At 71.1% G+C, this 25,199-nt stretch carries 23 protein-coding genes and 1 pseudogene; 12 read left to right on the top strand and 12 right to left on the bottom strand.

Features of this window, described 5'->3' with window-relative positions; all coding sequences use genetic code 11:
* The first annotated feature begins 25 nt into the window (after nucleotides 1-25).
* Nucleotides 26-1,537 (top strand): acyl-CoA synthetase, encoded by a 1,512-nt coding sequence (locus tag M4V62_RS05530; protein ID WP_249586093.1) that lies wholly within the window; start codon nucleotides 26-28, stop codon nucleotides 1,535-1,537.
* A 10-nt stretch (nucleotides 1,538-1,547) separates the two neighbouring features.
* Here M4V62_RS05530 and M4V62_RS05525 read toward each other — a convergent pair whose 3' ends face one another.
* Nucleotides 1,548-2,459, bottom strand: coding sequence for a LysR substrate-binding domain-containing protein (locus tag M4V62_RS05525; RefSeq protein ID WP_249586092.1), 912 nt, complete (start codon nucleotides 2,457-2,459; stop codon nucleotides 1,548-1,550).
* 141 nt (nucleotides 2,460-2,600) lie between these two features.
* Between M4V62_RS05525 and M4V62_RS05520 the strand changes: the two genes are divergently transcribed.
* On the top strand, nucleotides 2,601-3,611 hold the full coding sequence (locus M4V62_RS05520) for an aldo/keto reductase (protein ID WP_249586091.1): 1,011 nt from the start codon (nucleotides 2,601-2,603) through the stop codon (nucleotides 3,609-3,611).
* 67 nt (nucleotides 3,612-3,678) lie between these two features.
* Nucleotides 3,679-4,095 carry an SRPBCC family protein gene (locus tag M4V62_RS05515; RefSeq protein WP_249586090.1) on the top strand — a complete coding sequence of 139 codons (417 nt, stop codon included), beginning with the start codon at nucleotides 3,679-3,681 and terminating at the stop codon, nucleotides 4,093-4,095.
* 51 nt (nucleotides 4,096-4,146) lie between these two features.
* Here the strand turns inward: M4V62_RS05515 and M4V62_RS05510 are convergent, their stop codons facing one another.
* Nucleotides 4,147-4,578 carry a Rid family hydrolase gene (locus M4V62_RS05510; RefSeq protein WP_249586089.1) on the bottom strand — a complete coding sequence of 144 codons (432 nt, stop codon included), beginning with the start codon at nucleotides 4,576-4,578 and terminating at the stop codon, nucleotides 4,147-4,149.
* A 113-nt stretch (nucleotides 4,579-4,691) separates the two neighbouring features.
* On the opposite strand from M4V62_RS05510, the gene M4V62_RS05505 reads away from it, so the two are divergent.
* From M4V62_RS05505 to M4V62_RS05495, 3 genes are all read left to right on the top strand, one after another.
* Nucleotides 4,692-5,606 (top strand): GlxA family transcriptional regulator, encoded by a 915-nt coding sequence (locus M4V62_RS05505; RefSeq protein ID WP_249586088.1) that lies wholly within the window; start codon nucleotides 4,692-4,694, stop codon nucleotides 5,604-5,606.
* A gap of 78 nt (nucleotides 5,607-5,684) precedes the next feature.
* Nucleotides 5,685-6,479: an SDR family NAD(P)-dependent oxidoreductase gene (locus M4V62_RS05500; protein ID WP_249586087.1), complete on the top strand. Its 795-nt coding sequence runs from the start codon at nucleotides 5,685-5,687 to the stop codon at nucleotides 6,477-6,479.
* Between the two features lie 41 nt (nucleotides 6,480-6,520).
* Nucleotides 6,521-8,029 carry an FGGY-family carbohydrate kinase gene (locus M4V62_RS05495; protein WP_249592699.1) on the top strand — a complete coding sequence of 503 codons (1,509 nt, stop codon included), beginning with the start codon at nucleotides 6,521-6,523 and terminating at the stop codon, nucleotides 8,027-8,029.
* A 22-nt stretch (nucleotides 8,030-8,051) separates the two neighbouring features.
* On the opposite strand, the gene M4V62_RS05490 is transcribed toward M4V62_RS05495, so the two are convergent.
* The 4 genes from M4V62_RS05490 to M4V62_RS05475 form a co-directional block, all read right to left on the bottom strand.
* The gene (locus M4V62_RS05490; protein ID WP_249586086.1) at nucleotides 8,052-8,924 is read right to left on the bottom strand and encodes a glycoside hydrolase family 16 protein; all 873 of its coding nucleotides are present in this window, start codon (nucleotides 8,922-8,924) and stop codon (nucleotides 8,052-8,054) included.
* A 192-nt stretch (nucleotides 8,925-9,116) separates the two neighbouring features.
* Nucleotides 9,117-11,462 carry an ATP-binding cassette domain-containing protein gene (locus M4V62_RS05485; RefSeq protein ID WP_249586085.1) on the bottom strand — a complete coding sequence of 782 codons (2,346 nt, stop codon included), beginning with the start codon at nucleotides 11,460-11,462 and terminating at the stop codon, nucleotides 9,117-9,119.
* A 39-nt stretch (nucleotides 11,463-11,501) separates the two neighbouring features.
* Nucleotides 11,502-12,557 carry an LLM class flavin-dependent oxidoreductase gene (locus M4V62_RS05480; protein ID WP_249586084.1) on the bottom strand — a complete coding sequence of 352 codons (1,056 nt, stop codon included), beginning with the start codon at nucleotides 12,555-12,557 and terminating at the stop codon, nucleotides 11,502-11,504.
* Nucleotides 12,558-12,682: 125 nt separating this feature from the next.
* Entirely contained in the window at nucleotides 12,683-12,826 is a 144-nt protein-coding gene (locus M4V62_RS05475; protein WP_249586083.1) for a winged helix-turn-helix transcriptional regulator, read from the bottom strand.
* 400 nt (nucleotides 12,827-13,226) lie between these two features.
* Between M4V62_RS05475 and M4V62_RS05470 the strand changes: the two genes are divergently transcribed.
* Genes M4V62_RS05470 through M4V62_RS05455 form a run of 4 tightly spaced genes read left to right on the top strand, consistent with a single transcriptional unit; the run spans nucleotide 13,227 to nucleotide 16,876 of the window.
* Nucleotides 13,227-14,072 carry a helix-turn-helix domain-containing protein gene (locus tag M4V62_RS05470; RefSeq protein ID WP_249586082.1) on the top strand — a complete coding sequence of 282 codons (846 nt, stop codon included), beginning with the start codon at nucleotides 13,227-13,229 and terminating at the stop codon, nucleotides 14,070-14,072.
* Nucleotides 14,069-14,866, top strand: a complete 798-nt coding sequence (locus tag M4V62_RS05465; protein WP_249586081.1) for an SAM-dependent methyltransferase — start codon at nucleotides 14,069-14,071, stop codon at nucleotides 14,864-14,866. Before M4V62_RS05470 ends, M4V62_RS05465 begins: the two co-directional genes overlap by 4 nt.
* On the top strand, nucleotides 14,863-16,338 hold the full coding sequence (locus tag M4V62_RS05460; RefSeq protein ID WP_249586080.1) for a helix-turn-helix domain-containing protein: 1,476 nt from the start codon (nucleotides 14,863-14,865) through the stop codon (nucleotides 16,336-16,338). The genes M4V62_RS05465 and M4V62_RS05460 overlap by 4 nt, the downstream gene beginning before the upstream one ends.
* A 49-nt stretch (nucleotides 16,339-16,387) precedes the next feature.
* Nucleotides 16,388-16,876, top strand: a complete 489-nt coding sequence (locus M4V62_RS05455) for a phosphatase domain-containing protein (RefSeq protein WP_249586079.1) — start codon at nucleotides 16,388-16,390, stop codon at nucleotides 16,874-16,876.
* 16 nt (nucleotides 16,877-16,892) lie between these two features.
* Here the strand turns inward: M4V62_RS05455 and M4V62_RS05450 are convergent, their stop codons facing one another.
* Together M4V62_RS05450 and M4V62_RS05445 are read right to left on the bottom strand one after the other, a co-directional pair.
* The gene (locus M4V62_RS05450; protein WP_190078819.1) at nucleotides 16,893-17,114 is read right to left on the bottom strand and encodes a dodecin; all 222 of its coding nucleotides are present in this window, start codon (nucleotides 17,112-17,114) and stop codon (nucleotides 16,893-16,895) included.
* A 49-nt stretch (nucleotides 17,115-17,163) separates the two neighbouring features.
* On the bottom strand, nucleotides 17,164-17,979 hold the full coding sequence (locus M4V62_RS05445) for a GntR family transcriptional regulator (RefSeq protein WP_249586078.1): 816 nt from the start codon (nucleotides 17,977-17,979) through the stop codon (nucleotides 17,164-17,166).
* 335 nt (nucleotides 17,980-18,314) lie between these two features.
* On the opposite strand from M4V62_RS05445, the pseudogene M4V62_RS05440 reads away from it, so the two are divergent.
* Nucleotides 18,315-19,121, top strand: a pseudogene (locus M4V62_RS05440) (glycoside hydrolase family 16 protein); the annotation flags it as partial.
* A 182-nt stretch (nucleotides 19,122-19,303) separates the two neighbouring features.
* Nucleotides 19,304-20,581, top strand: coding sequence for an extracellular solute-binding protein (locus M4V62_RS05435; RefSeq protein WP_249586077.1), 1,278 nt, complete (start codon nucleotides 19,304-19,306; stop codon nucleotides 20,579-20,581).
* A gap of 45 nt (nucleotides 20,582-20,626) precedes the next feature.
* Here the strand turns inward: M4V62_RS05435 and egtD are convergent, their stop codons facing one another.
* Genes egtD through egtA form a run of 4 tightly spaced genes read right to left on the bottom strand, consistent with a single transcriptional unit; the run spans nucleotide 20,627 to nucleotide 25,051 of the window.
* A complete protein-coding gene (egtD, locus tag M4V62_RS05430; RefSeq protein WP_249586076.1) occupies nucleotides 20,627-21,628 on the bottom strand; it encodes an L-histidine N(alpha)-methyltransferase in 1,002 nt (333 codons plus the stop codon).
* A complete protein-coding gene (egtC, locus tag M4V62_RS05425; protein WP_249586075.1) occupies nucleotides 21,625-22,380 on the bottom strand; it encodes an ergothioneine biosynthesis protein EgtC in 756 nt (251 codons plus the stop codon). The genes egtD and egtC overlap by 4 nt, the downstream gene beginning before the upstream one ends.
* Entirely contained in the window at nucleotides 22,380-23,720 is a 1,341-nt protein-coding gene (egtB, locus tag M4V62_RS05420) for an ergothioneine biosynthesis protein EgtB (RefSeq protein ID WP_249586074.1), read from the bottom strand. Before egtB ends, egtC begins: the two co-directional genes overlap by 1 nt.
* On the bottom strand, nucleotides 23,717-25,051 hold the full coding sequence (gene egtA, locus M4V62_RS05415; RefSeq protein WP_249586073.1) for an ergothioneine biosynthesis glutamate--cysteine ligase EgtA: 1,335 nt from the start codon (nucleotides 25,049-25,051) through the stop codon (nucleotides 23,717-23,719). The genes egtB and egtA overlap by 4 nt, the downstream gene beginning before the upstream one ends.
* Nucleotides 25,052-25,199: the final 148 nt, after the last annotated feature.

Below are 25,199 nucleotides of genomic sequence, written 5' to 3'. Positions count from 1 at the left end.
CCTGCGGGGCGCGTAGCGTCTCCGCATGCATCCGGGAGCGTACGACCCCGCCAGGCCGGCCGTCGTCACCGCCGACGGCACGAAGACCCTCACCTACGGACAACTCGAAGAACGCTCCCTGCGGCTCGCGGATCATCTGCGGGCCGCAGGCTTGAGTCGGGGCGACCACTTCGCCCTGCTCAGCGACAACGACCCGCGCGCCCTTGAGGTCTACTGGGCGGCGCTGCGCTCGGGCCTCTATCTCACCGCCGTCAACCACCACCTTTCCACCGACGAGGCCGCGTACATCGTCCGTGACTGCGGGGCGAAGGTGCTGATCGTCTCCGGATCGCTTGCCGAACTGGGCGCGACGGTGCGGGAGTTGGCGGGCGGTCCGCCGATCATGCTCGGCCTCGACGACGGAACGTACGAGAAGGCCCTTGAGTCCGCGTCCGCCGAGCCGCCCGTCAGTCAGCCCCGTGGCACCGACATGCTCTACTCCTCCGGCACCACGGGCCGCCCCAAGGGCATCAAGCCCGCGCTGCCCGAGGGGGACGTGCGCGAGGAGCCGAGCGCCTATGTGCTCATCTTCCAGGCCATGTACGGCTTCGGGGAGGACACCGTCTACCTCTCGCCCGCGCCGATCTACCACGCGGCGCCCCTGCGCTTCTGCGGGGTCGTCACGGCGCTCGGCGGCACGGTCGTGCTCATGGATGCCTTCGACGCGGAGGGCGCCCTCGCGGCCGTCGAACGCCATCGCGTCACGCACAGCCAGTGGGTGCCGACCATGTTCGTACGGATGCTGAAGCTGCCCGCCGAGGTGCGCGAGCGCCACGACCTGTCCTCGATGAGGACCGCCATCCACGCGGCCGCTCCCTGCGCCGTCGAGGTCAAGCAGCGGATGCTGGAGTGGTGGGGCCCCATCCTGTACGAGTACTACTCCTCGACCGAGGGCAACGGCATCACGTTCATCTCGCCCGAGGAATGGCTGCGCAAGCCCGGCTCCGTGGGCAAGGACGGACTCCTCGGGGAGCTGCGGATCTGCGACGAGGCGGGCGAGCGGCTGCCGAGCGGCGAGACCGGCGCCGTCTACTTCGAGCGCGAGGAGACACCCTTCCGCTACCACAACGACGACACCCGCACCCGCGAGGCCCAGCACCCCGAGCACCCCAACTGGACCACCACGGGGGACATCGGGCACGTCGACGAGGACGGCTATCTCTTCCTCACCGACCGCAAGGCGTTCATGATCATCTCGGGTGGTGTGAACGTCTATCCGCAGGAGGCCGAGGACTGCCTCGTGCTGCATCCGGCGGTCGCGGACGTCGCGGTGATCGGGGTGCCGGACGCGGAGATGGGGGAGGCGGTCAAGGCGGTGGTGCAGCCTGCCGACGGGGTGTCCCCCGGACCCGAACTGGAGCGTGAGCTGGTCGCGTTCGTGCGGGAGCGCATCGCCCACTACAAGGCGCCGCGCTCGGTCGACTTCGCGGATTCGCTGCCGCGCACGCCCACCGGGAAGCTCGCCAAGTCCTCGCTGCGCAGGTCGTACTGGCCGTGAACGGGCCGCGTCAGACGGCCTCGCCGTCGATCTCGCCGCTCGCGAGGACCGTCTCGCGGAAGGATGCCACCACCGGCCGCAGATCGATGGCGTGCCAGGCCGCCCAGAGGTGAACGGACGCCTTGTGCCAGGGCAGTTCACGTACGGCGACGCCGTCCGTCGTGCCGCGCACCATGCTCTTCTGGATGAGCGCGAGGCCCAGGCCGGAGGCGACGAGGCCGAGCGCGGTGAGCGGCTCGGCGGCGTCCAGGCGGATGTCCGGGGTGAAGCCGGACGCCACGCACGAGGCGAGGAAGGCGTCACGCCAGGCCGGGTCCTGGGAGTTCTCGACCGCGATCCACGCCTGGCCGTCGAGGTCGCCCGGCGCCAACTCCGCCTGCGCGGCCAGTGGATGGGACGCGGGCAGCGCGAGAAGGAGCGGGTCCTCCAGGAGAGGCGCGGCCAGCAGGTCCGGGTCGTCCCGCGCCGGTGGCTCCTGGACCAGGGCGATGTCGAGGCTGCGCTGCCGCAGGCCCTCGAACTGTTCCGCCGTGGAGAGGCTGTAGAGGGCGACGTGGATGCCGGGGCGCTCCTCCTGGAGGGTGCGCAGCGCGCCCGGCAGGACGCCGGTGTGCATGGCGTCGCCCACGTATCCGATGCACAGACCGCCTTCCTCGCCGCGCCCGAGCCGGCGGCCGAGATTCTCCAGGCGGTCCGCGTGCCGCAGCAGGGCGCGGGCCTCGCTCAGGAAGACCTTGCCGTCGGAGGTGAGGCGGATGCGCTGCTGGCTGCGCTCGAAGAGGGCGAGGCCGAGCTGTTTCTCCAGCTGGGCGATCTGGCGGCTGAGCGGCGACTGGGAGATGTGCAGGGCCTCCGCCGCGCGGCCGACGTGTTCCGTCTCGGCGACGGCCACGAAATAGCGGAGTTGTCGCAGGTCAAGCATGTAAGACCTCGGAGGACTCAAGTGTGTCCAAGCGAGTCTTGGACAGTCTCAAGCATCGATCCTAACCTCGAACTCGCAAGGCCGACGGATCAACCGGTCACCACCGATACCGTCGGAAATCCACCACCGCGAGGACTCCCCATGAGCATCACGTCCCTCCTCCCCGGAGCGCTCGGCTTCGGCACCGCCCCGCTCGGCAACATGTTCCGCGCCATCCCCGACGAGGAGGCCGCGGCCACCGTCGAGGCCGCCTGGGACCAGGGCATCCGCTACTTCGACACCGCCCCCTTCTACGGCGCGGGACTCTCCGAGATCCGCCTCGGCGACGTACTCGCGGGCCACCCCCGCGACGACTACGTCCTGAGCACGAAGGTCGGCCGCGTCATCCTCGACGAGGTCGAGGACCCCGCCGCACGCGACCTCGGCGAGAAGGGCGGCCTCTTCGAGCACGGCCGCCCGAACAAGATGGTCAACGACTACACGGCCGACGCCACCCTGCGCTCCGTCGAGGACAGCCTGAAGCGGCTCAGGACGGACCGGCTCGACATCGTGTGGGTGCATGATGTCGCGCAGGATTTCTACGGCGACGAATGGCTGGCCGCCTATGAGACAGCCCGCACGGGCGCTTTCCGTACCCTGGACCGGCTGCGCGACGAGGGCGTCATCAAGGCCTGGGGCCTGGGCGTCAACCGCGTGGAGCCGCTGGAGCTCACCCTCGACCTGGACGAGCCGAAGCCCGACGCGTTCCTCCTCGCGGGCCGCTACACCCTCCTCGACCACGACCGCGCCCTGCAGCGCCTGCTGCCGGCGGCCGAGGCCCAGGGGGTCGACATCGTCGTGGGCGGGCCCTACAGCTCGGGCATCCTGGCCGGCGGTCAGCACTTCGAGTACCAGAAGGCGCCCGCGGAGATCATCGCCAAGGTCGAGCGCATCAAGGCGCTCGCCGAGCGGCACGGCGTCGGCATCAAGGCCGCCGCCCTGCAGTTCTCCCTCGCCCACCCGGCGACGGTGGCGGCGATCCCCGGGGCCACCAGGCCGAGCCGCATAGCCGAGGACGTCGCCGCGCTCGGCGAGACGGTCCCTGCCGCGTTCTGGGCGGACCTGCGCGCGGAGCACCTGATCGCCGCGGACGCCCCGGTGCCGACGGCCTGACCTGCTCGAAGCTGGCAACTCCCGCTGCCCGTAAACCCGTACACCCCTCACGTCTCAAGGAGAATCCATGGCTTCCACCTCCGCGTCGATCGAGATCCCCGTACCGGCCGACCGCGTCTGGCAGCTCATCGGCGGCTTCGACTCGCTGCCCGACTGGCTTCCGTTCATCCCTGCCAGCGAATCCAGCGAGGGCGGTCGCGTGCGCAGCCTGACGAGCGAGGACGGCGGCATCATCATCGAGCGCCTCCTGACCTTCGACGACAAGGCGCGCACCTACAGCTACTCGATCCTGAAGGCGCCCTTCCCCGCCACCGACTACGTGGCCACCCTCACGGTGCACGAGGTGCCCGGCCAGGACGCGTCGCGCGTGGAGTGGTCGGGCGTCTTCACACCGGTGGGGGTCGGCGACGACGAGGTCGTCGCGCTGTTCCACGGCATCTTCAGCGACGGCCTCGCCGCCCTGAAGCAGACCCTGGCCGCTTGATGACCCAAGGGCCCCGGGGCTGTGCCTCCCCGGGGCCCGCCTTTCTGATTCTCAGACCCGGGCTACGAACTTGACCTCGACCAGCAGTTCGGGGAAGGCGAGCCGGGAAGTGCCGATCATCGTGCTCGCCACCTGCGGGTCCGGCCGACCATAGGCTTCCTTGCGCACCGGGCCCGCCGCGGCGTCGGCCGCGTCGACGTCGAGTGCGTAGATGACCTCTTCGACGACGTCGTCCAGCGATGCGCCGAAACGCCGAAGGAGTTCCGCCGCGTTGGCATAGCACTGGCGCAGCTGCTCGCCCATGAGGGAGAAGTCCGTGACCAGTCCGGCATCATTGACCGGAGCAGGTGCCACGACGTCCGTCCCGCTGTGGGCCACCTGGCCGGAGAGGTAGATGGTGTCGCCGCGTTGGACCGCCTGCACGTACCCGTAGGTCTCTTCCCACGGGACTCCGAAACGTTCGACTTGCTGTGTGCTGCTCATGGTGTCGACGGTATGGGGCCTGTTCAGGGGTGGGCCAGGCTCGGCTGTGCCACTTAGGGCAAGGATCGTGCCAGGGGCGGGCATCCGGTGCGCGCAGGGATGAGAGGGAACAGGTGCGATCCACAGAGGGCGAGACGGTTGTCGCGGTCCTGGCGATGCCGCGCTATTACGCGCTGGACGTCAGCATCCCTGAGCATGTCTTCGGGCGGCATCTGGGATATCGCGTCCTGGTGTGCGGGGATGCGGGCGACGGGTCGGCGTCGCTCGCCGACGCGGAGCACGCCGATGTCGTCGTGGTCCCCGGCTACGCAGATCCGCACCTCCCGGTCCCGGAGGAGCACCTCGGAGTGCTGAGGAGCGCGGTCGACCGGGGCGCGCGTGTCGTGGCCGTCTGCACAGGTGTGTTCGCGCTCGCGGCCGCAGGCATCCTGGACGGCAGGTCGGCCACGACGCACTGGCGTCATACCGATGAACTCCGCCTGGCCCACCCGCGCGTCGACGTCGTCGAGAACCGGCTGTTCGTCGAGGACGGGCCGATCCTGACGTCGGCGGGCGGCGGCGCGGCGATCGACGCGTGTCTCCATGTCGTCCAGAGCGATTTCGGCGCCGCGGTCGCGGATGCCGTGGCGAAGGACGTCGTCTTCTCTTCCGTCCGTGGCGCGAACGAGCCGCAGTACGCCGAGGCGCCCGCACCTCCTCGCGACAGCCTGCGGGCGACGCGGGAATGGGTGATGGAGAACATCGGCTCGCCGATCACCGTGCAGCGGCTGGCCGACCACAGCCTCCTGTCGCGCAGGACCCTGATCCGGCGGTTCGCGCGGGAGACTGGGATGCCGCCGATGCAGTGGGTGGCCCTCCAGAGGATCCTCGGCGCGCGCCGCCTCCTTGAGACCTCCGACTGGTCCGTCGAGAAGATCGCCGGAGCGACGGGCTTCGGCTCGGCCGCGAACTTCCGGACCATCTTCCGCAGAGAGGTGGGAGTGACCCCGACCGCCTACCGGAAGCTGCATGGCCCAGCCGCGGGGTGATCTACTGAACCGTGGGGGACAAGGCCGGGCCACGCCCCGATGGCCCACCCAGTCGCACCGCAGCAGGAGGTACGCAGCATGCTCGTCGATCTCTCCGGCAAGACCGCCCTCGTCACCGGATCGACCCAGGGAATCGGGTCGGCCATCGCGGTCGGCCTGGCCAGGGCGGGTGCTCGGGTGGCCGTCAACGGACGGTCCGCCGCTTCCGTCGACAAGGCCGTCGAGCGGCTGAAGGAGGAGCACGGCGGTGCCGAATTCCTCCCGGCGCCCGGTGACATCTCCACCGACGAAGGCGCCGCGCAGGTCTTCGCGGCCGTTCCGCAGGCGGACATCCTCATCAACAACCTCGGCGTCTTCGGCGCGGAGCCCGCCCTCGACATCAGCGACGACGAATGGCGCCGCTACTTCGAGGTCAACGTACTGACCGCCGTCCGCATGATCCGGCACTACCTGCCCGGGATGAAGGACCGCGCCTGGGGACGGATCCAGAACATCGCCAGCGACTCGGCGATCGTCGTCCCCGCCGAGATGATCCACTACGGCATGTCGAAGACCGCGCTCCTCGCGGTCTCCCGGGGCTTCGCGAAGGAGGCCGCCGGCTCCGGCGTGACCGTCAACTCCGTGATCGCGGGCCCCACGCACACCGGCGGCGTGGAGGACTTCGTGTACGAACTGGTCGACTCCGCGCTGCCCTGGGACGAGGCGCAGCGGGAGTTCATGGTCAAGCACCGCCCGCAGTCCCTGATCCAGCGGCTCATCGAGCCGGAGGAGATCGCGCACATGGTGGTCTACCTCAGCTCCCCGCTGGCCTCCGCCACGACGGGCGGGGCGATCCGGGTCGACGGCGGCTACGTCGACTCGATCGTTCCGTAGCCATGACCCCGACAGGCATGCCCCCGTCAGCCGTGACGCCGATGGCCGCGACCTCCGCCACCGCGCCCCGCACCGGTCTCCTGCTCGGCGTCGACATCGGGACGTCCTCCTCCAAGGGCGTCCTCGTCCGCCCCGACGGCACGCTCGTCGCCCAGGCGCAGCGCGAGCACGCGACGTCCACGCCGCACCCCGGCTGGTTCGAGCACGACGCGGACGGCGTGTGGTGGACCGATTTCCGTTCCCTGGCACGGGAGTTGCTCGCCGCCCTGCCCGCGGGCGATTCGCTCGCCGCGGTCGGTGTGAGCGGCATCGGGCCCTGTCTGCTCCCCGTCGACGAGAAGGGCACGCCGGTCCGCCCGGCCATCCTGTACGGCGTCGACACCCGGGCCGGAGCCGAGATCGCCGAACAGAGCGAGCGCTACGGCCCCGACGAGATCATCCGCCGTTGCGGCTCGCCCCTGACCAGCCAGGCGATCGGCCCGAAGTTGGAGTGGCTGCGCCGCTACGAACCGGCGGCGTACGAGGTCACCCGCCGCTGGTACATGGCCAGTTCGTATCTCGTGCACCGCCTCACCGGTCGGTACGTCCTCGATCACCACTCGGCGAGCCAGTGCACTCCGCTGTACGACCTGGCCGCCCGGTCGTGGATCGACGAGCGCTGCGAGGAGATCGCCCCGGGCCTCCAGTGGCCCGAACTGGCCTGGCCCTGCGACGTCGTCGGGACCGTGACCCCGGAGGCCGAGGCCCTGACCGGGCTCCCCGCGGGCACGCCCGTCATCGCGGGCACGGTCGACGCCTGGGCGGAGGCGGCCGGTGTCGGTGTCGCGGCCCCCGGCGACCTGATGCTCATGTACGGCACGACGATGTTCCTGGTCGGCATCCTGCCTCAGCCGCTGACCAGCCCGCATCTGTGGGGCACGGCGGGCGCGTTCCCCGGCACGTACTGCCTGGCCGCCGGGATGGCGACGTCGGGTGCGGTCACCGGGTGGCTGCGTGACCTCACCGGCGCCTCGTACGAGCAACTGACAGCGGAGGCAGGGGCGTTGCCGCCCGGCGCCGAGGGGTTGCTGATGCTGCCGTACTTCGCGGGGGAGCGCACCCCGCTCTTCGACCCCGACGCCCGGGGGCTGGTCCACGGACTGACGCTGCGGCACGGCCGCGGCCACCTCTACCGGGCCGCCCTGGAGGCCACCGCGTACGGCGTCCGGCACAATCTCGCCGCGATGACCGAGGCGGGCGCATCCGCCGAACGCCTGGTCGCGGTGGGCGGGGGTGCCCGCGCGCTGTGGACCCGGATCGTCTCCGACGTGACCGGGCGCGAGCAGCAACTGCCGCGCCACACCATCGGTGCCGCGTACGGCGACGCCTTCCTCGCGGCGGTCGGTGCCGGGCTCGCCGCACCGGGCGACATCGCGCACTGGAACCCGACGGTCGAGGTGGTCGCCCCCGATGCCACCACCTCGGCCGTCTATGACCAGCTCTACGGGCTCTACCTGGACCTGTATCCGGCGACCCGCGAGGCCGCGCACACGCTGGCGCGCCTCAACTAGCGGGTGAACCAGCGCGTGCCGCCTAGTTGTTGGTGGTCACGTGGACGTAGTCGACGACGAGCTGTTGCGGGAAGCTCGTGCTGCCGTCCGGGTCGCCGGGCCAGTAGCCGCCGACCGCGAGGTTCAGGATCAGGAAGAACGGCTTGTCGAAGACCCACTGCTTGCCGCCCAGGTCGGCCGGGGTGCGGGTCTGGTAGACGTTGCCGTCCACGGACCACGTGACCTTGTTCGGTGACCAGTCCACCGCGAACGTGTGGAACTTGTCCGAGAACGCCTCGCCGCCGGGCAGGGTGTAGCCCGCGCCGATGCCGCCCGAGCCCGAGTAGCCGGGGCCGTGCAGCGTGCCGTGGACGGTGCCCGGTTCGAAGCCGACGTTCTCCATCACGTCGATCTCACCGCTCTGGGGCCAGCCCACGTTGCCGATGTCGGCGCCCAGGATCCAGAACGCGGGCCACATGCCCTGCCCGCGCGGCACCTTCATCCGGGCCTCGACGTGGCCGTACGTCTGGGTGAACTTGCCCGAGGTGTTCAGGCGGGCCGATGTGTACTCACAACGGCCGTACCAGCACTGGTAGTTGCCGGGGTTCTCCTTGCGGGCGGTGATGACCAGATTGCCCTGGCCGTCGAGGGCGGCGTTGTTGTTGCCCGAGGTGTAGTACTGCCGCTCGTGGTTGTTGACGTTGTCGCCGGTCTCGATCTGCCACTTGCTGCCGTCGACCGCGGAGCCCGCGGCGCCGTTGAAGTCGTCGGTGAACGTGGCGGCGGCCGCCGTGGAACCGGTGGGGGAGGGGGCCGCCGACGCTCCGGCGGGCAGTCCGGCCAGGGCCGAGGCGCAGCAGGCCAGGGCGACCGTGGAGAGCGCCGCACGGCGGCGCCAAGAGGTGTGCACTGTCATCACATCGCTTCACGTGGGGGTGGCGAGGGGGTGGGGGGCGAGTGCTCAGGCATGCGCCTGATCGATAGGGCATGCGCATGACAATCAGACATCGAGAACTGAACGCGACGAGCGATCAACCCCGACGCTTTGTTCAGTACTTGATTTAAGGCAGACTCCCGGGTGCCGTCAAGGAGTTGGTGTGTACCAACCTCAGCGGCCCTCGGCCGTGGCCCGCGCCAGATACGGCGCCGTCCGGCTCCCCTCGGTGCCCGCCACCACCGCGGGCGGCCCGGCGGCGACCACACGACCGCCCGCGTCACCGCCGCCGGGACCCAGGTCGATCACCCAGTCCGCGCCCGCCACCACCGCCATGTCGTGCTCGACGACCACCACCGAGTGGCCCGCGTCGACCAGTCCGTGCAGCTGGCGCATCAGGACCTCGACGTCGGCCGGGTGGAGTCCGGTCGTCGGCTCGTCCAGGAGGTAGAGCGTGTGACCGCGCCGGACACGCTGCAACTCGCTTGCCAGCTTGATGCGTTGGGCCTCGCCGCCCGACAGCTCCGTCGCCGGCTGGCCGAGGCGCAGATAGCCGAGACCCACGTCCAGGAGGGTCCGCAGGCTGCGGGCGACGGCCGGGGTGTCCGCGAAGAACTCCGCGGCCGCCTCCACCGTCAGGTCGAGCACCTCCGCGATGTTCCGTCCGTGGTACGTCACTTCGAGGGTCTCGGGGTTGTAGCGCGCACCCCCGCAGTCGGGGCACGGCGCGTACGTACTGGGCAAAAAGAGCAGCTCCACGCTCACGAACCCCTCGCCCTGGCAGGTCTCGCAGCGCCCGCCCGCGACGTTGAACGAGAAGCGCCCCACGCCGTAGCCCCGTGTCCGTGCCGCGTCGGTGGCCGCGAAGACCTTGCGCACCACGTCGAAGAGGCCCGTGTAGGTGGCCAGGTTGGAGCGGGGCGTGCGGCCGATCGGCTTCTGGTCGACGCACACGAGGCGCCCCACGCCGTCGAGGTCCTCGGTGACCTCGCCGATGAGCGTGGACTTGCCCGAACCGGAGACGCCGGTGACCGCCGTGAAGGCGCCGAGCGGGAACTCGGCCGTCACGTCGCGCAGGTTGTGCCGGCTCACGGGGCCGACCTTCAGCCAGCCCTTCGGGGTGCGCACCGGGCGTACAGGAGCGGGCTCGCGGCCGAAGAGGAAGCGGGCCGTCGCGGACCCCGTGACGCTCTGAAGGTCCGGCACCGGGCCGCTGTGCAGCACCTGGCCACCGTGCTCACCGGCGTCAGGACCCACGTCGACGAGCCAGTCCGCGTGGCGCATGACATCGAGATGGTGCTCCACGACGAAGACCGAGTTGCCCGCGGCCTTGAGCCGGTCGAGGACGGTGAGCAGGGACTCCGTGTCCGCGGGGTGCAGACCGGCCGACGGCTCGTCAAGGACGTACACGACACCGAAGAGCCCGGAGCGCAACTGGGTCGCCAGGCGCAGCCGTTGGAGCTCGCCCGTGGAGAGGGTGGGCGTGGCGCGGTCCGGGCTCAGATAGCCGAGGCCCAGCTCGGTGATCGTGGCGATGCGGCCGAGGAGATCCTCGGACAGGACCCGCGCCGCCTCCGAACCCGAGCTGCTCTCCAGGCACTTGGCCAGTTCCGACAGGGGCAGCGCGGCGAGGTCGGCGATCGTGCGGCCCGCGAACGTGACCGCCATCGCCTCCGGGCGCAGCCTGCTGCCGCCGCACGCCGGGCAGTCGGCGCTCGCCAGGAACCGTTCGGCCTTGGCGCGCAGCGTCTGGCTCTTGGAGTCCGAGAACGTCTTCATCACATAGCGCCGGGCGCTCATGTACGTGCCCTGGTACGGGCGTTGGATGCGGCCCGCGTCCCGCACCGGATGCACCGTCACCACCGGCTGCTCGTCCGTGAACAGGATCCACTCCCGGTCCGTCCGCGGCAGCTCGCGCCAGGGACGGTCGACGTCGTGGCCGAGGGTGTCGAGCACGTCCCGGAGGTTCTTGCCCTGCCAGGCGCCGGGCCAGGCGGCGATCGCGCCCTCGCGGATGGAGAGGGACGGATCGGGGACCAGGAGCTCCTCGCTCGTGCGGTGGACGCGGCCCAGGCCATGGCACTGCGGGCAGGCCCCCGCGGCCGTGTTCGGCGAGAAGGCGTCCGAGTCGAGCCGCTCGGCGCCATCGGGGTAGGTGCCCGCGCGGGAGAAGAGCATCCGCAGCGAGTTCGAGAGGTTGGTGACCGTGCCCACCGAGGAGCGGGACGTGGGCGCCGAGCGCCGCTGCTGGAGCGAGACCGCCGGGGGCAGGCCGGTGATCTCGCCGACCTTCGGCGCGCCCACCTGGTGGATCAGCCGTCTGGCGTACGGGGCGACGGACTCGAAGTAGCGGCGCTGGGCCTCCGCGTAGATCGTCCCGAAGGCGAGCGAGGACTTCCCCGAGCCGGAGACGCCGGTGAAGACCGCGAGGACGTCACGCGGGATGTCCACGTCGACGTCCCGCAGGTTGTGCTCGCGGGCACCCCGGACACGTACGAACGGATCGTGGGGGCTGTGCATGGGGACTCCGTACGCGGCTCGGGGGCAAACCCCACGATTCTAGGTCGTGGCCAGACCCGCGACCCGGGCCAGGCGCCGGAAGGAGTCCAGGAGGCCCGCACGGTCGTACGTACTGGTCGTGACCAGCACTTCTTGGGCCCCGCTCTCCTTGATCAGCGTCTCGAGCTCGTCGGCCACCTGCTCCTCCGTGCCGTGGATGTGGCCGGCGAGACCGGATGCGTAGAAGCCGCGCTCCTTCTCGGTCATCGTCATCGCCGGTGACTCGACGCGCTCGGCCGGGGGCAGAGGCGGGAACGTGCCGTGGGTGCGTGAGTAGGCCATCGACCAGGCCTCCGGTATCAGCAGGCGGCGGGCCTCCTCGGGGGTCCCGGCGACGGCGATGGTGCCCGAGACGACGACGTACGGCTCGCTCGACCACTCCGACGGCCGGAACGACGCGCGGTAGTGCTCGATGCCGCGGAGCATCTTCTCGCGGCTCCTGATGTCGCCGATGACCATCGGGAGCCCGGCCTGTGCCGCGATGGTGGCGCCCTCGCCGATGGCCAGGACGAACGGGGGGACGGTCAGGCCCTCGGCGGGCCGCGCGTGCGCTCCGGTGTCCGACGTGCCGCGGAACCAGCCCAGGAGCTCGGTGAGCTGCGCCGCGAAGTCCTCCGCGTCGTGCTTGTCGCGGCCGAGCGCCTTGCGCACCCCGTCGGTGAAGCCCACCGAGCGGCCGAGCCCCATGTCGATGCGCCCGGGGAAGAGCGCTTCGAGGACCCCGAACTGCTCGGCGACGATGAGGGGTTGATGGTTCGGCAGCATCACGCCGCCCGTGCCGACCCGGATGGTGCGCGTCGCGGCGGCGACGGCGGAGGCGAGGACGGTCGGCGCGGATCCCGCGACGCCCGGCACCGCGTGATGTTCGGAGACCCAGAAACGGTGATAGCCGAGCTCTTCGAGCTCCTTGGCCAGGCGGACGGTGTCGCGCAGGGCCTCGGGGGCGTCGTGCCCCTCGCGCGTGCGGGAACGGTCGAGCACGGAGAACCGGGTCGCTGCCACTCGAGATCCCTTCGCCGGTGGGGATCGCGTACTGATCTCCTCTGTGGTCTCCATGATCCGTCACGTGCGGGGAGCGGGCAAAGTGATTTCGATCGCCGTGGAGACCGGGCCCCCTACTCCTCGGGCACCCTCTGCCGCAGCCCCTGGACGCGGACCACGAGGGCGGAGTGCGCCTGGGTCTACTCGGCGGCGGGCGCCATGACCGTCAGGAGCTCGCGGGCCGGTGGGGCGAGGCGGTACGTCGTGGCGTGCGGGAAGTCCATCGCGCGTTCGCGTTCGATGAGTTCTCCCTGCGTGAGGCGTTGCAGGGTCCGGCTCAGCATGCCCTCCTCGAGGTAATGGTGGGCATTTCCGGGCCAGTTGCTGACGGGGGTCTGCACGCGAACCGTATTCAATAGTTCCGTGTACTTCAGTGGCCGGTCATTCAGGGCCACGAGGACGTCCCAATGCCATTCGCCGTTCAACAAGTGGAAAAAGTCGTGGATTCGCTGGAGATATCGCTCGTCACTCGGCGGCAGCCCTGCGTGAGTCGGGGTCGTTCCGTTTGTTTTTGATTTCAACTTACGTGCTCTCACGGATAGTTGATCCTCCCTTCGCTCGGTTCGATCCGGTTCTCTCGCCATAGGGAATACGGACATACAAAGGGTTGCGCGCATCGATTGCAAGGTACAGAGTGTGCACGATCCACAAGTTGCGGTAAGTGCGGGAAGAGGGGAGGTGTTTGTGGCCCGCGAACGATCCGGCCGGACCGTCGCGCATCTCGTTCTGGCCACCCGGCTGAAAACGCTGCGTGAATCGGCGGGGCTGAGTTTCCGGCAGGCGGCAGAGGCTCTCGGCGCCCACCCGGCCACCGTCCGCCGCATCGAACAGGCCCAGACATCTCTGGACGCGGGCCAGGTCTCCACCCTCCTCTCGGTGTACGGGGCGGGCCCGGCGGAGACCGAGGAATTCCTCGGGAAACTGGCGGCCGCCAACCGCCCCGGCTGGTGGCATCCGTGGCGTGCCGTCATGGACGTATGGCAGCTGGACCTGATGAGCGTGGAGTCCGCGGCCAGCATCATCAGGACCTGGCACCCCTCGCTGGTCCCCGCCCTGCTGCGCACCCCGGCCTATGCCCGCGCCGTCGACGACGTCCTGCGCCCGGATCTGTCGCCTGCGGACAAGGACCGTCGCACCGAATTCCTGATGCAGCGTCAAGACCGGTTGCGCGCCCAGCAGACGCGCATCTGGGCATTGATGTCGGCCGCGGCCCTGCACACGCGCGTAGGGGACGCACAGACCATGGCCGGGCAGAAGGAGTCGCTCCGATCCGCCGCCGAGCGCCCCGAAGTGACCTTGCAGATCCACCCGCTGGACGGGCCCGCGCACGCCATGACGGGCAAACCACCGCTGACCGTGTACCGGGTCGAGGTGCCGGAGATCTCCGACCACGTGGTCCGGGAGGGATGCCTGCCCGGCACGGCCGACGTCTGGGACGCGCACGAGACCGTGACGGCCTACCTCATGCTCCTTGACTACTCCTGTACCGCCGCGTCCCACCCCCACGAGTCGAAAGAGGAACTGGCGTGACCGAACCGACGAAACTGCCCCCGGAGATAGACACCTCCGTCGCCCACAGCGCGCGTGTCTGGAACTACTGGCTCGGCGGCAAGGACAACTTCCCCGCCGACCAGCAGGCCGGTGACGCCTACCGCGACAAGTATCCGCTGATCGAGCAATTCGCCCGTGAGTCACGGGACTTCCTGAGGCGCACGGTCAGCCACCTGGCACGGGACGCCAAGATTCGCCAGTTCCTCGACCTGGGCGCCGGATTACCGACGGCGAACAACACCCACGAGGTCGCCCAGCGCATCGCCCCCGAATCCCGGGTGGTCTACGTGGACCACGACCCGCTCGTCCTGCTGCACGTGCACGCGATGCGCACCAGCACCCCGGAGGGCGCCACCGCCTATGTGCTCGCGGACATGCGCGACACGGACGCGGTCCTGGAGGGCGCGGCCAGGACGCTGGACATGACCCGGCCCGTCGCCCTGGTGATCAATGACGTCCTCGGTCACATCGTGGACTGGGACGACGCCCTGTCTCTCGTGCGTCGCCTGGTGGAGAAACTCCCCTCGGGGAGCTATCTGGCCCTGAGCCACTCCACCGCCTCGGACGAGGAACACCGAAAGGTGCAGGAGGAGTACAACAACTCCGGCGCGATTCCCTACATCTTCCGCGAGCCGGAGGTGACGGTCGCCTTCTTCGAGGGGCTCGAACTGGTCGAACCCGGCTTCGTCTCCTGGCCGAACTGGCGGCCCGACTCCACCACGGACCGCACCACCGTGCGCGCGGGGTGGGGCGCCGTCGCACGGATTCCGTGACGGAGAGCAGGGCGGGCCGCGCGCAGCACGGCGCGGGGCCCGCGCCCGCCCCCGCCGTCGAGGACACGCCCTGCCGGGCAGCGCGACGGCTCACGCAGGCGGCAGGCCGCTCCGACGCCGCGCTGATCGCCGAGGCCGCCGCCCTGGCCGGCGGCTGGGCCGCCTTGGTGACCCCCGCGGCGGGCGCCCTCCACAGCCACCCGCACAGCGCCGGGCCCGCGGGGGTGCGTGCCGCCGCGCACCCCCGGTCCCATCCGCACCTCACCATCCAGCCCGCGGCCGATGCCGTCCTCGTCCTCGGCCCCGGCAAGGCGACGCCCGCTCCCCGCGTCGCCCTGATCGCACAGCTCACCGTCGATCTGCTCCTGGTGCTCGCCCGGCAGGCGGACGAGACGCGCGGCGCCGAGCAGCGGCTGCACGGCGCCGCCCTGCACCTGCTGCTGAGCGGCCACCACCGGCTGGCCGCCGACATGCTCGGAGGCAGCACGGCCACGCACGCCACCCACGCCACGGTGTACCGGCTCGCCGGGAGCAACGCCCACACCGCACACCAGGCCCTGTGGCGCGCGGCGCAGCCCGGTGCGCCTCTCGGCAGCACCACCACCCGCATGCTGGTCAGCCTGGCCGCGAGGGAACTGGTGGTCGTCGCCCTGCACGGCGCCCGGGGCGACCAGAGCGCGACGCTCCCGCTCCTGGCCCGGATCGCCGAGCGCCACCAGCTGTCCGGGGGAGCGGCGGACCCCGCGCCCCTGGACATGGTCCCCACCGCATGGGCCGAGGCCGGGGCCGCGCGGAACAGCGCGGCCGTGGGCTGTCTCGTCCCCGCGGCCGGCCTCGGGGCACACGGCCTGCTCCGCGTCCTGCCCGCGGACCGGCTCGCCGCATGGTCCGCGGCCGTCCTCCAGCCCCTGGACCGTGACCAGCGCCGGACCCTGGAGGCCTGGCTGCGGTCGGGCTCGGCCCAGGCCGCGGCACCGGCCCTCGACGTGTCCGAGGGCACGGTCCGCTCACGGCTGCGCGGCATCGGCGCTCTCCTCGCGGCCGACCTGGAAAGACCCACCGCCCAGGCGCAGCTGCTGCTGGCCCTGCGCGCCCCGGCACCACCCGACCCGGCCGCCTCGTACGTACGCCTTCCCGCCACTCCACTGCCCCCTGAACTGCTCGGCTCCGGCCAGGCCGAGCGCTGGGCCTCCGCCCTGCTCGCGCCGTTGGACACGCGGCTGCGCACCGCGCTCCGTTGCTGGCTCGGGCAGCGCGGCAGGACCGCCCCCGCCGCCGCCGAGCTGGGGCTGCACAGGGCCACCCTCACCGCCTGGCTGAACAAGTGCGGCGACACCCTGGGCCTTGACCTGTCGTCCGTGACGGTCAGGGCGGAGCTGCACCTGGCCGCCGAGACGCTCGCGACTCCTGGCGAGGCGCAGGCCGCGTTGCCGCGTCGCGGGGGCAGAACCTACCGGGGGCCGCGGCCGTAGAACCCGAGGGCCCGGTGTGGCCGTCCCGGGGATTGCCTACGCTGGGCGCGTGACGGAAGACAGCAGGCCACTGGCCGTATTCGACCTGGACGGCACGCTCGCGGACACCGCGCACCGCCAGCGCTTCCTGGAGGGCAGGCCGCGCGACTGGGCGGCCTTCTTCGCGGCGGCCCCGGAGGACCCGCCGCTGGAGCGGGGCGTGGCTCTCGCCCTACAGAGCGCGGGGGAGTGCGAGGTCGCCTACCTCACGGGCAGGCCCGAGCGGTGCCGCAAGGACACCGTGGCGTGGCTCGCGGCGCAGGGGCTTCCCGAGGGGCGGATCTGGATGCGCCGCAACGACGACCGGCGGCCCGCCCGCCGCACCAAGCTGGAGATCCTGCGGAGGATCTCCGCGTCCCGCGAGGTCCGGATGCTGGTGGACGACGACGAGCTGGTGTGCGACGAGGCGGAGCGGGCGGGCTTCACGGTCGTACGGGCGCGCTGGGCGAGCACGTCCGCCGCTCTGAAGGACGCTCAGGAGCGTGAGGGGCGGACGTGACAGCCCGGCGTGGGTGTCAGGCGCTGTCGCCGTCCTCCAGGCGGAAGCCGACCTTCAGGCCCACCTGGTAGTGCTCGATCTCGCCGTTCTCGATGTGGCCGCGCACCTGGGTGACCTCGAACCAGTCCAGCGAGCGCAGCGTCTGCGATGCGCGGGCGACGCCGTTGCGAATCGCCTGGTCGACGCCCTCGTGCGAGGTGCCGACGATCTCGGTGACCCGGTAGGTGTGGTCGGACATCAGAGTGTTCCTCTCCGCCGTGTGGTGACCTCACAGCTGTGGGGTGAGGTCACTCCACCGTGCCCCACCAGGCGGCGGTGCGCGAGGCGGTGGGCGCGGGGTGCTCGGCGGCACCGTCCAGTTCGAGCCGCGAGACGATGCGGTAGCGGTCGCCGCGGTAGAGGGAGCGCACGTACTCGACGGGGCGGTCCTCGGTGTCCGTGGTGAGCCGGTCGAAGAGCAGGGCGGGGGAGAGCACGGGCACGCCGAGCAGGGCCGCCTCGCCCTCGGTCAGGACCGTGGGCTCGATGGACTGCGCGGCGTGCGCGGGGCGGATGCGGCGGGCCTCGCGCAGGTGGGCGTAGAACCCGGACTCCACCTGCGCGGGGGTGAGCCCCGGGGCGAGGGCGGCCGGGATGTGCAGGTGCTCCAGGGCGATGGGCTCACCGTCGACCAGGCGCAGCCGCACCACGTACACGAGCTCGGCGGCGGGGGAGATCCGGAGTCTGCGGCCGACCCGGGCCCCGGCCCGGACCGTGCTGAACTCCAGGACGCTGCTCGACCAGTCGCCCGCGGCCCGCGGGGCGGTGAGCGGGCGGCTGCCCGGCGCCAGCTCCTGGGTGACCTTGGCGCGGGCCACGAACATGCCCCGGCCGTGCTCGCGCACCAGCAGCCCCGAGGCCACCAGCGTGTCGACGGCGGCGCGCAACGTCGGCCGGGAGACGCCGAGTTCGGTGCAGAGCGTGCGCTCGGAGGGGATCGCGTCGCCCGGTCGGCGGCTCTCGATCAGATCGAGCAGGACCTCGCGCACGCGCTCGCGCTTGAGTACGCCGCCGGGTACGCCCTGCTGGTCCCTTGATGTCAACGCCTTTACTGAGTCATCCATGACGAGCAAGTCCCCCTCACGCAAGGGGACTTGACGCCCCCATTGGTCCATGCCACCTTCAGTCCTCGCGAGTGGTCACCTTACCAATTGGTAAAGCCACGGTGTGTCGTTGTACCGCACCTCCCCCCACGCCGGGAGCGGTGAGCGCTCCCGGCATTCCGAAAGGAATCAGGTCGATGAACCGACACCGCTCCAGCGTGACGTTCCGGGCCATGACGTTCCGGGTCAGAACTGCCATCGCGGTCGCGGCGGCCGCGGGGCTCGGCCTCGCCGGTCTGGCCGCACTGCCCGCCTCCGCCGCGCCCGACGCCGGCGGCACGGCGACCGTCGCCGCCCCCGCGCTCTTTGACGACTTCAGCTACACCGGCCACACCGACCCGAAGATCTCCCAGCACGGCTGGAGCATCCGCGCCAACGCGGGCGGGCCCGGAGTGCCCGGAGCCTCCTGGGTGCCCGAGAACATCACCTTCCCCGAAGCCGACGGCAACTCCGTCATGAACCTGGAGACGTCGACCGCGGGCACGGGCGGATCGACGGAGCAGACCGAGATCCTCACCAAGGCGGTCAAGTTCAAGAACGGCACCTACGCGGCCCGCGTGAAGTACGCCGACGCGCCCAAGGCGGGCGGCCCCGACGGGGACCACCTCGTGCAGGCGTTCTTCTCCATCAACGACCTCAAGGCCCCGATGGCGGACGACTACTCCGAGTACGACTTCGAGTACCTGCCCAACGGAGGCTGGGGCGAGCCGGCCGACATCCTCTACACCACGTCCTGGGAGACCTTCAACCCCGAGCCGTGGGAGGCCGTCAACCAGCACACCGAGGTGCGGCAGAGCTACGCGGGCTGGCACGACGTCGTCTTCACCATCGACGACAGCACCATCAAGTACTACGTCGACGGGCAGCTGTTCGCCGCGCACGACGCCAAGTACCTGCCGGAGCGGCCCATGTCGATCAACTTCAACCAGTGGCTCATCGACCTGGCGGGCCAGTCGAGCACGACCCCGCGCGCCTACGACCAGCAGGTCGACTACGTCCTGCACGTCAAGGACCAGGTCCTCCCGCCGGACCAGGTGAAGGCGCAGGTCAGCGCCTACCGCAGCGCGGGCACCGCGTTCGAGGACACCGTTCCCGGCAGCTGATCCCACCCGCGACCCCGCCCCCGATCCCGCGCGCGAACGGCACCGGAATATCCGATCCCGGTGCCGTTCCCTCTTGACCGACCCATTGGTACAGACCAAAATCCAGCCGTACCCGTTCGAGCCACCAGCTCACCCCCACGTCGGGCCGACCTTCCCCTGTCCGCAGGAAGAAAGTGACCCACGTGAAACCGCACCGCCGTGTCGCCAAGTCCCTGTCCCTCGCCCTCGCCACGACCACGCTGCTCGCGGGATGCGGCGTCCTGCCCGGCGGAGGAGAGGAGAAGCGGACCGTCACCGTGTGGTTCATGCGGGGCAGCGCTTCGGAGGAGTTCATCAAGCGGTTCACGACCGACTTCGAGAAGCGGAACGGCGACATCGACCTGGAGATACGCCTCCAGGAGTGGACCGGCATCGGCGGCAAGGTCAAGGCCGCGCTCAAGGCGGAGGACGGGCCCGATGTCATCGAGGTCGGCAACACCCAGGTCGCCCAGTACGTCGACGAGGGCGGGCTCGACGACCTCACCCTGGAGTCCGCGCGCGACTTCGGCATGAAGGACTGGCTGCCGGGTCTCGCCGAGCCCGGACAGTACAACGGCAGCCAGTACGGCATTCCCTGGTACGCCGCCAACCGCGTCGTCATCTACAACAAGGACCTGTTCGCACGGGCCGGGATCGAACAGCCGCCGAAGACCCGCGCGCAGTGGATCGCCGACACCCGGCGGCTCGACTCCGGTAGCGACCAGGGGATCTATCTGGCGGGCCAGGACTGGTACACCCTGGCCGGATTCATCTGGGACGAGGGCGGCGAGCTCGCCACGGAGGCCAAGGGGTCGCGAGGCGTGTGGGAGGGCAGCCTGCACACGCCCGCGGCGCTGCGGGGCATGGAGTTCTACCGGCAGTTGCAGGCCTTGGGCGAGGGCCCCCGGGACGCCGACGAGGAGCATCCGCCGCAGGCCGGGGTCTTCGCCAAGGGCGATGTGGCGCAGATCGTCGCCGTGCCGGGGACGGCACGCGCCATCGAGGAGGCGAACCCCGAACTGAAGGGGAAGCTCGGCTACTTCCCGATCCCGGGCAAGACGGCGGCGAAACCGGGAGCGGTCTTCACCGGCGGGTCCGACCTCGTCGTACGCGGAAAGACGGAGGACCGCAGGGGCGCGGTGGCCGTGATCGAGGCTCTCGCGGGCAAGAAGTGGCAGAAGGACCTGGCCAGGACCATGGACTACGTGCCGAACAAGACGACGCTGGCCTCCCTCGTCTCGGGCGAGGAGGGGGTCGCCGCGATGGCCGCGGGAGCGGCCAGGGGGCGGGCGACGCCGGCCTCGCCGAAGTGGGCCGCCGTGGAGGCGGACAACCCGATCAAGGCGTACATGTCGAAGGTGCTCGGCGGGGGTGACCCGGCGACGGAGGCGAAGGTCGCCTCGCGCCGGATCACCCGGGAGCTGGATGTCAGTGGGCCGTGATGGTCACAGGACCGAGCTGTTCACCGAGCTGTTCACCGGGCAGTGCTAGCGCGCCACACTCAGCGACAGCGCGAACCGTGCCCTCTCGTCCGTCCACCAGTGGGTCAGCTTCAGGTCCGCCGCGGACAGCTCGGCCCGCACGCCGTCCTCACGGAACTTCGCCGAGATCTCGGTGCGCATCTCCTCGTGGCGCTCGAAGTCGACCGCCAGGTCGAGCGCCGGGATCTTCACCGTCTGGGCGGCCAGGGAGCGCAGGCGCATCTCGATCCACTCGTGCTCGCGGTCCCAGACGGCCACGTGCGAGAACGCGTCCGGGTCGAAGTCCGCGCCCAGCTCGCGGTTGATCACGGTCAGGACGTTCTTGTTGAAGGAGGCCGTGACGCCCGCCCCGTCGTCGTATGCCGAGACGAGCACCGACTCCTCCTTCACCAGGTCGGTGCCGAGCAGCAGCGCGTCGCCGGGGGAGAGCAGGGAGCGTACCGACGCCAGGAACGCCGAGCGCTCCGCAGGCAGCAGATTGCCGATCGTGCCGCCCAGGAAGGCGACCAGGCGCGGGCCCGGTGTGCCCGGCAGGGCGAGGCCGCGGGTGAAGTCGGAGATCAGGGCGTGCACGTTCAGGGAGGGGCGCGAGGCGATCAGGGTGTTCGCGGCGCCGGTGAGCGCGCTCTCGCTCACGTCCACGGGTACGTACGTGTGCAGGCCCGGCAGCGCGTCGATCAGGTGGCGGGTCTTCTCCGACGAGCCCGAGCCCAGCTCGATCAGCGTGCGCGCGCCCGTCGCCCCGGCGATCTCCGGGGCGCGGGTCTGCAGGATCTCGCGCTCGGCGCGCGTCGGGTAGTACTCGGGCAGCGTGGTGATCTCGTCGAAGAGCGCGCTGCCCCGCGCGTCGTAGAACCACTTAGGTGGCAGCGTCTTGGGGATGGGGGTCCCCCCTGGTCGAGCGGAGTCGAGACCTTGGGGGAGGGTGAGGCCGTGCAGGACGTCGGCGCGCAGAGCGGCATCGGTGGCGTCCACGGGCAGGGTGCGGGTCAGCTGGAACGGGCTCACGCGGTGGGCTCCTTGAGCGGGGTCAGCAGGACATCGGTACGGCTGGCGGCGAGCAGCGTGCGGTCGGGCACCTGGCGCCAGTGCGGATCGTCGTCGTAGGGCTCGGAGGCCACGACGGTGCGGCGGCCCGGTTCGGACAGATACCAGAGGGTGTCGCCCCAGGCCGTCGCGGTGATCGTCTCGCCGTTGGTGAGCAGGAGATTGAGGCGCGATCCGGGTGCCGCCTCGGCGACCTCGGTCACGGTGTCCGCGAGGGCCTGGCCCTCGTCGTCGCCGCTGCGCAGCCGGTGCAGGACGAGCGCCCACACCAGCGCGGAGTCGCACCGCGCCTCCAGGGAGAGCAGGTTCTCGGGCGGCAGGAGGCGGGCCACCGGGGCCAGCGAGCGCGGCCAGCCCGTGACCGCGCCGTTGTGGCTGAAAAGCCAGGTCCCGGCGGCGAACGGCGCCGCCGCCGCTTCCCCGTCCGCGCCCGCCTCGGTCGCGTCGCGCACCGCGGCGAGCACCGCCCCGGACCGCACGACCCGGGCGAGGTCCGCGAAGGACTGGTCGCCCCAGACCGGACCCGAGCGGCGGTAGCGGGCGGGCACGGGGTCGCCGCCGGCGTACCAGCCCACCCCGAAACCGTCGGCGTTGACCGTGCCGTAGCGCTGCTGCCGCGGCGCCCACGACTGGCGGAACAGGCTGTGCGAGGGTTCCACGAGAAGCTTTCCGAGCGGCTCATGGGGTCCCAGGTAGGCCAGGTGACGGCACATCAGACCCCCTCCGTCGGATCCGCGTCGCGCGCGGTGCGGAACCCGGAGAAGATCTGCCGCCGCACCGGGTGGTCCCAGTTGCGGAACGTGCCACGGCACGCCACCTCGTCCACCGAGAACGCGCCGCCCCGCAGCACCTTGTAGTCGCCGCCGAAGAAGACGTCCGAGTACTCGGGGTAGGGGAAGGCGGCGAACCCGGGATAGGGCAGGAAGTCGCTCGACGTCCACTCCCACACGTCGCCGATCAACTGGCGTACGCCGAGCGGGGATTCCCCGGCGGGATAGCTGCCGGCGGGGGCCGGACGCAGATGGCGCTGGCCCAGGTTCGCGCGCTCGGGTGTGGGGTCGGCGTCGCCCCACGGGTAGCGCATGGAGCGGTCGGACGCCGGGTCGTGCCGGGCGGCCTTCTCCCACTCCTCCTCGCTGGGCAGACGCCGGCCCGCCCAGCGGGCGTACGCGTCCGCCTCGTACCAACTGACGTGCAGCACCGGCTCGTCGGGCGGGACGGCCTCGACGGTCCCGAAGTGCCGGCGCAGCCACCGGCCGCCCTCCTGGCGCCAGAACAGCGGCGCCGAGAGGTCGTTGCCGCGGACCATGTCCCAGCCCGACGGCGTCCACCACCGCTGTTCGCGGTAGCCGCCGTCGGCGATGAAGCGCTGGTAGTCGGCGTTGGTCACCGGCGTCGTGTCGATGTAGAACGGCGGGACCAGACGATGGTGCGCCGGACGTTCGTTGTCGAGGGCCCACGGTTCGGTGGACGTGCCCATCGTGAAAGGACCGCCCGGCACGAGGACTTCGGCCGGGCCCTTGAACGGCGGCGCGGGCGCGGGGTCCGGAGCCGTCAGTGCCGTGGCGCCCGAGCGCAGCTGATGGGTGATCAGCATCGTCTCGTCGTGCTGCTGTTCGTGCTGCGCGATCATGCCGAACGCGAAGCCCGACTCGGTCAGCGGTGAGCCGCGAAAGGGCGTGCTCTCCAGTACGTCCAGTGCGCGCCCCCGCACCTCGGACGCGTAACGGCGGGCCTCGACGGGCGCGAGCAGCGGCAGGCTCGGCCGCTCGGAACGGGGGTGCTCGAACGCGTCGTACAGGCCGTCGATCTCGGGCCGCATGGCGTCACGGCCCGCCACCGCCCGCAGCAGCCACAGCTCCTCCTGGTTGCCGATGTGCGCCAGGTCCCAGACCAACGGTGACATCAACGGCGAGTGCTGTGCGGTGAGTTCGGGTTCCTCGACGCACGTGGTGAGGAGCGAGGTGCGGTCCCTGGCGGTCAGGAGCGCCGCCAGGGCGCGCCGACGAAGCGCATCGGGGTCGCTGACGGTTCCGGTCGTCGGAGGAGTCATCGGAGGATGCCCTTCTCGTGCTCGTGGTCGTAGTGGTGGCCGTCCCGGTGCCCGTCGAGCAGGTCGTCCGCCGGGCAGCGGCCCCGCGCGACATACCGCTCGGCGTACGCGGCGACGGCATCGCGCACCTCGGCGCTCGCGCCCATGCGGGGCAGCGCGTCGGCCGCCGCGGCGAAACAGTCGGCCGCGGCCTCGCGCAGCTCCGGGTCGGCGAGACCGTGCCGCGCCGCGTCCAGCCACAGCGGGCTGCGCGGCGCCGCGGGCGCGCCGGGCGGGCACGCGCGCTCGGCCAGCGGCTTCACGGTGCGGTAGGCGGTCTCGGCGGCCTGCGGGTCGTCGAAGAGCGCGCTCGTCACCGCGAGCGGCACGACCCAGCCGTCCGCACCCGGCTGCGCGTCGACCATCCGCAGCTCCAGGTGGCCGCGCGGGCGCACGGGCGGGAAAAGCGTGGTCAGGTGATAGTCGAGGTCGTCGCGGGTCGGCGGACGCGGCCCGCCCGAGCGGGCCCAGGTGCGGAAGGTCAGGCCCTCCGGCACGGTCCAGGGCGCGTCGTGTCCGTCGTCCTCGCCCCTGATGAACATCACCGGCGCGTCCAGGGCGTGCCGCGCCCAGGCCGCACGCGGCTCCGCGTCCATCGACGGGGCGCCGGACGTGCCCGGGGCGATCGACGCCCACACGGCCTGCCGCGTGGAGCGCCAGCCGGTGGAACGCCCGTCCTGGACCGGCGAGTTGGCGAACGCGGCGACCAGTACGGGGCCGAGGAGGTGTGCGAGCCGCCAGCGCCGGCCGTAGCCGAGCGGGCCCGGCTCCTCGTGGCCCGCGTCCAGGCAGATCTGCACGGAGGCCGTCGAACACATCATGCGGCGGCCCGCGGGACCCGTGCGGTCGAGATAGGACTCCATCGCGTCATAGCGCGGCCGGTGCAGGATGCGGGACGGCGGGCGCCAGGGATCGGCACCGAGCCCGGTGAGTGTCAGATCCAGGGTGGCGAGTCGGTCGCGTACCAACGAGAGATCAGCCGATACGGCGGACACGCACTCCATGAGCGAGGTGGCGGGGAGCGAGCTGAGCTCCAGCTGGCCGCCTGGTTCGACGGTGATCAGGGAGTGCAGGGGCAGGGCCCGCAGTGCGGCGTAGGCCGCTTCGAGGCGGGCGGGGGACACGGGCAGATGGAGCCGGTGCGGCTCGTGGATCAGCCATTCCAGTTCGACACCGGTGACGCGTGGTGGTCCGGTCTTGAAGCAGATGCCGGTGACCAGCGCCTCCGCCTCGGACTCGGAGACCGCGGTGCCGTACTTCGCGCGGTACGTCGTACAGTCGCCCTCGGGCATGCAGAGGTCCTCCTGTTCAAGTTCTGCCTGGTCCAACGGTTGTGGACCACCCGGTCAACTCGATAGGGGTGTGACCGAGTTGGCAGCGCTCGTCCCACCCAAGACCTTGTCGGCCGTTCGCACAAGAGTGCCCCTCGGGCCAATACGG

This window comes from Streptomyces durmitorensis (genome assembly GCF_023498005.1).
Lineage (GTDB): Bacteria > Actinomycetota > Actinomycetes > Streptomycetales > Streptomycetaceae > Streptomyces > Streptomyces durmitorensis.
The sequence above is the reverse complement of the archived record's forward strand: the minus strand, read 5'-3'. Positions and strand labels throughout refer to the sequence as shown.

Bases quoted from the DNA above. Each gene is read 5' to 3' on its own strand.
- M4V62_RS05530 (WP_249586093.1), top strand. From the start codon at position 26: ATGCATCCGGGAGCGTACGACCCCGCCAGGCCGGCCGTCGTCACCGCC.
- M4V62_RS05525 (WP_249586092.1), bottom strand. From the start codon at position 2,459: ATGCTTGACCTGCGACAACTCCGCTATTTCGTGGCCGTCGCCGAGACG.
- M4V62_RS05520 (WP_249586091.1), top strand. From the start codon at position 2,601: ATGAGCATCACGTCCCTCCTCCCCGGAGCGCTCGGCTTCGGCACCGCC.
- M4V62_RS05515 (WP_249586090.1), top strand. From the start codon at position 3,679: ATGGCTTCCACCTCCGCGTCGATCGAGATCCCCGTACCGGCCGACCGC.
- M4V62_RS05510 (WP_249586089.1), bottom strand. From the start codon at position 4,578: ATGAGCAGCACACAGCAAGTCGAACGTTTCGGAGTCCCGTGGGAAGAG.
- M4V62_RS05500 (WP_249586087.1), top strand. From the start codon at position 5,685: ATGCTCGTCGATCTCTCCGGCAAGACCGCCCTCGTCACCGGATCGACC.
- M4V62_RS05495 (WP_249592699.1), top strand. From the start codon at position 6,521: ATGGCCGCGACCTCCGCCACCGCGCCCCGCACCGGTCTCCTGCTCGGC.
- M4V62_RS05490 (WP_249586086.1), bottom strand. From the start codon at position 8,924: ATGACAGTGCACACCTCTTGGCGCCGCCGTGCGGCGCTCTCCACGGTC.
- M4V62_RS05485 (WP_249586085.1), bottom strand. From the start codon at position 11,462: ATGCACAGCCCCCACGATCCGTTCGTACGTGTCCGGGGTGCCCGCGAG.
- M4V62_RS05480 (WP_249586084.1), bottom strand. From the start codon at position 12,557: ATGGAGACCACAGAGGAGATCAGTACGCGATCCCCACCGGCGAAGGGA.
- M4V62_RS05475 (WP_249586083.1), bottom strand. From the start codon at position 12,826: ATGCTGAGCCGGACCCTGCAACGCCTCACGCAGGGAGAACTCATCGAA.
- M4V62_RS05450 (WP_190078819.1), bottom strand. From the start codon at position 17,114: ATGTCCGACCACACCTACCGGGTCACCGAGATCGTCGGCACCTCGCAC.
- M4V62_RS05445 (WP_249586078.1), bottom strand. From the start codon at position 17,979: ATGGATGACTCAGTAAAGGCGTTGACATCAAGGGACCAGCAGGGCGTA.
- egtC (WP_249586075.1), bottom strand. From the start codon at position 22,380: ATGTGCCGTCACCTGGCCTACCTGGGACCCCATGAGCCGCTCGGAAAG.
- egtB (WP_249586074.1), bottom strand. From the start codon at position 23,720: ATGACTCCTCCGACGACCGGAACCGTCAGCGACCCCGATGCGCTTCGT.
- egtA (WP_249586073.1), bottom strand. From the start codon at position 25,051: ATGCCCGAGGGCGACTGTACGACGTACCGCGCGAAGTACGGCACCGCG.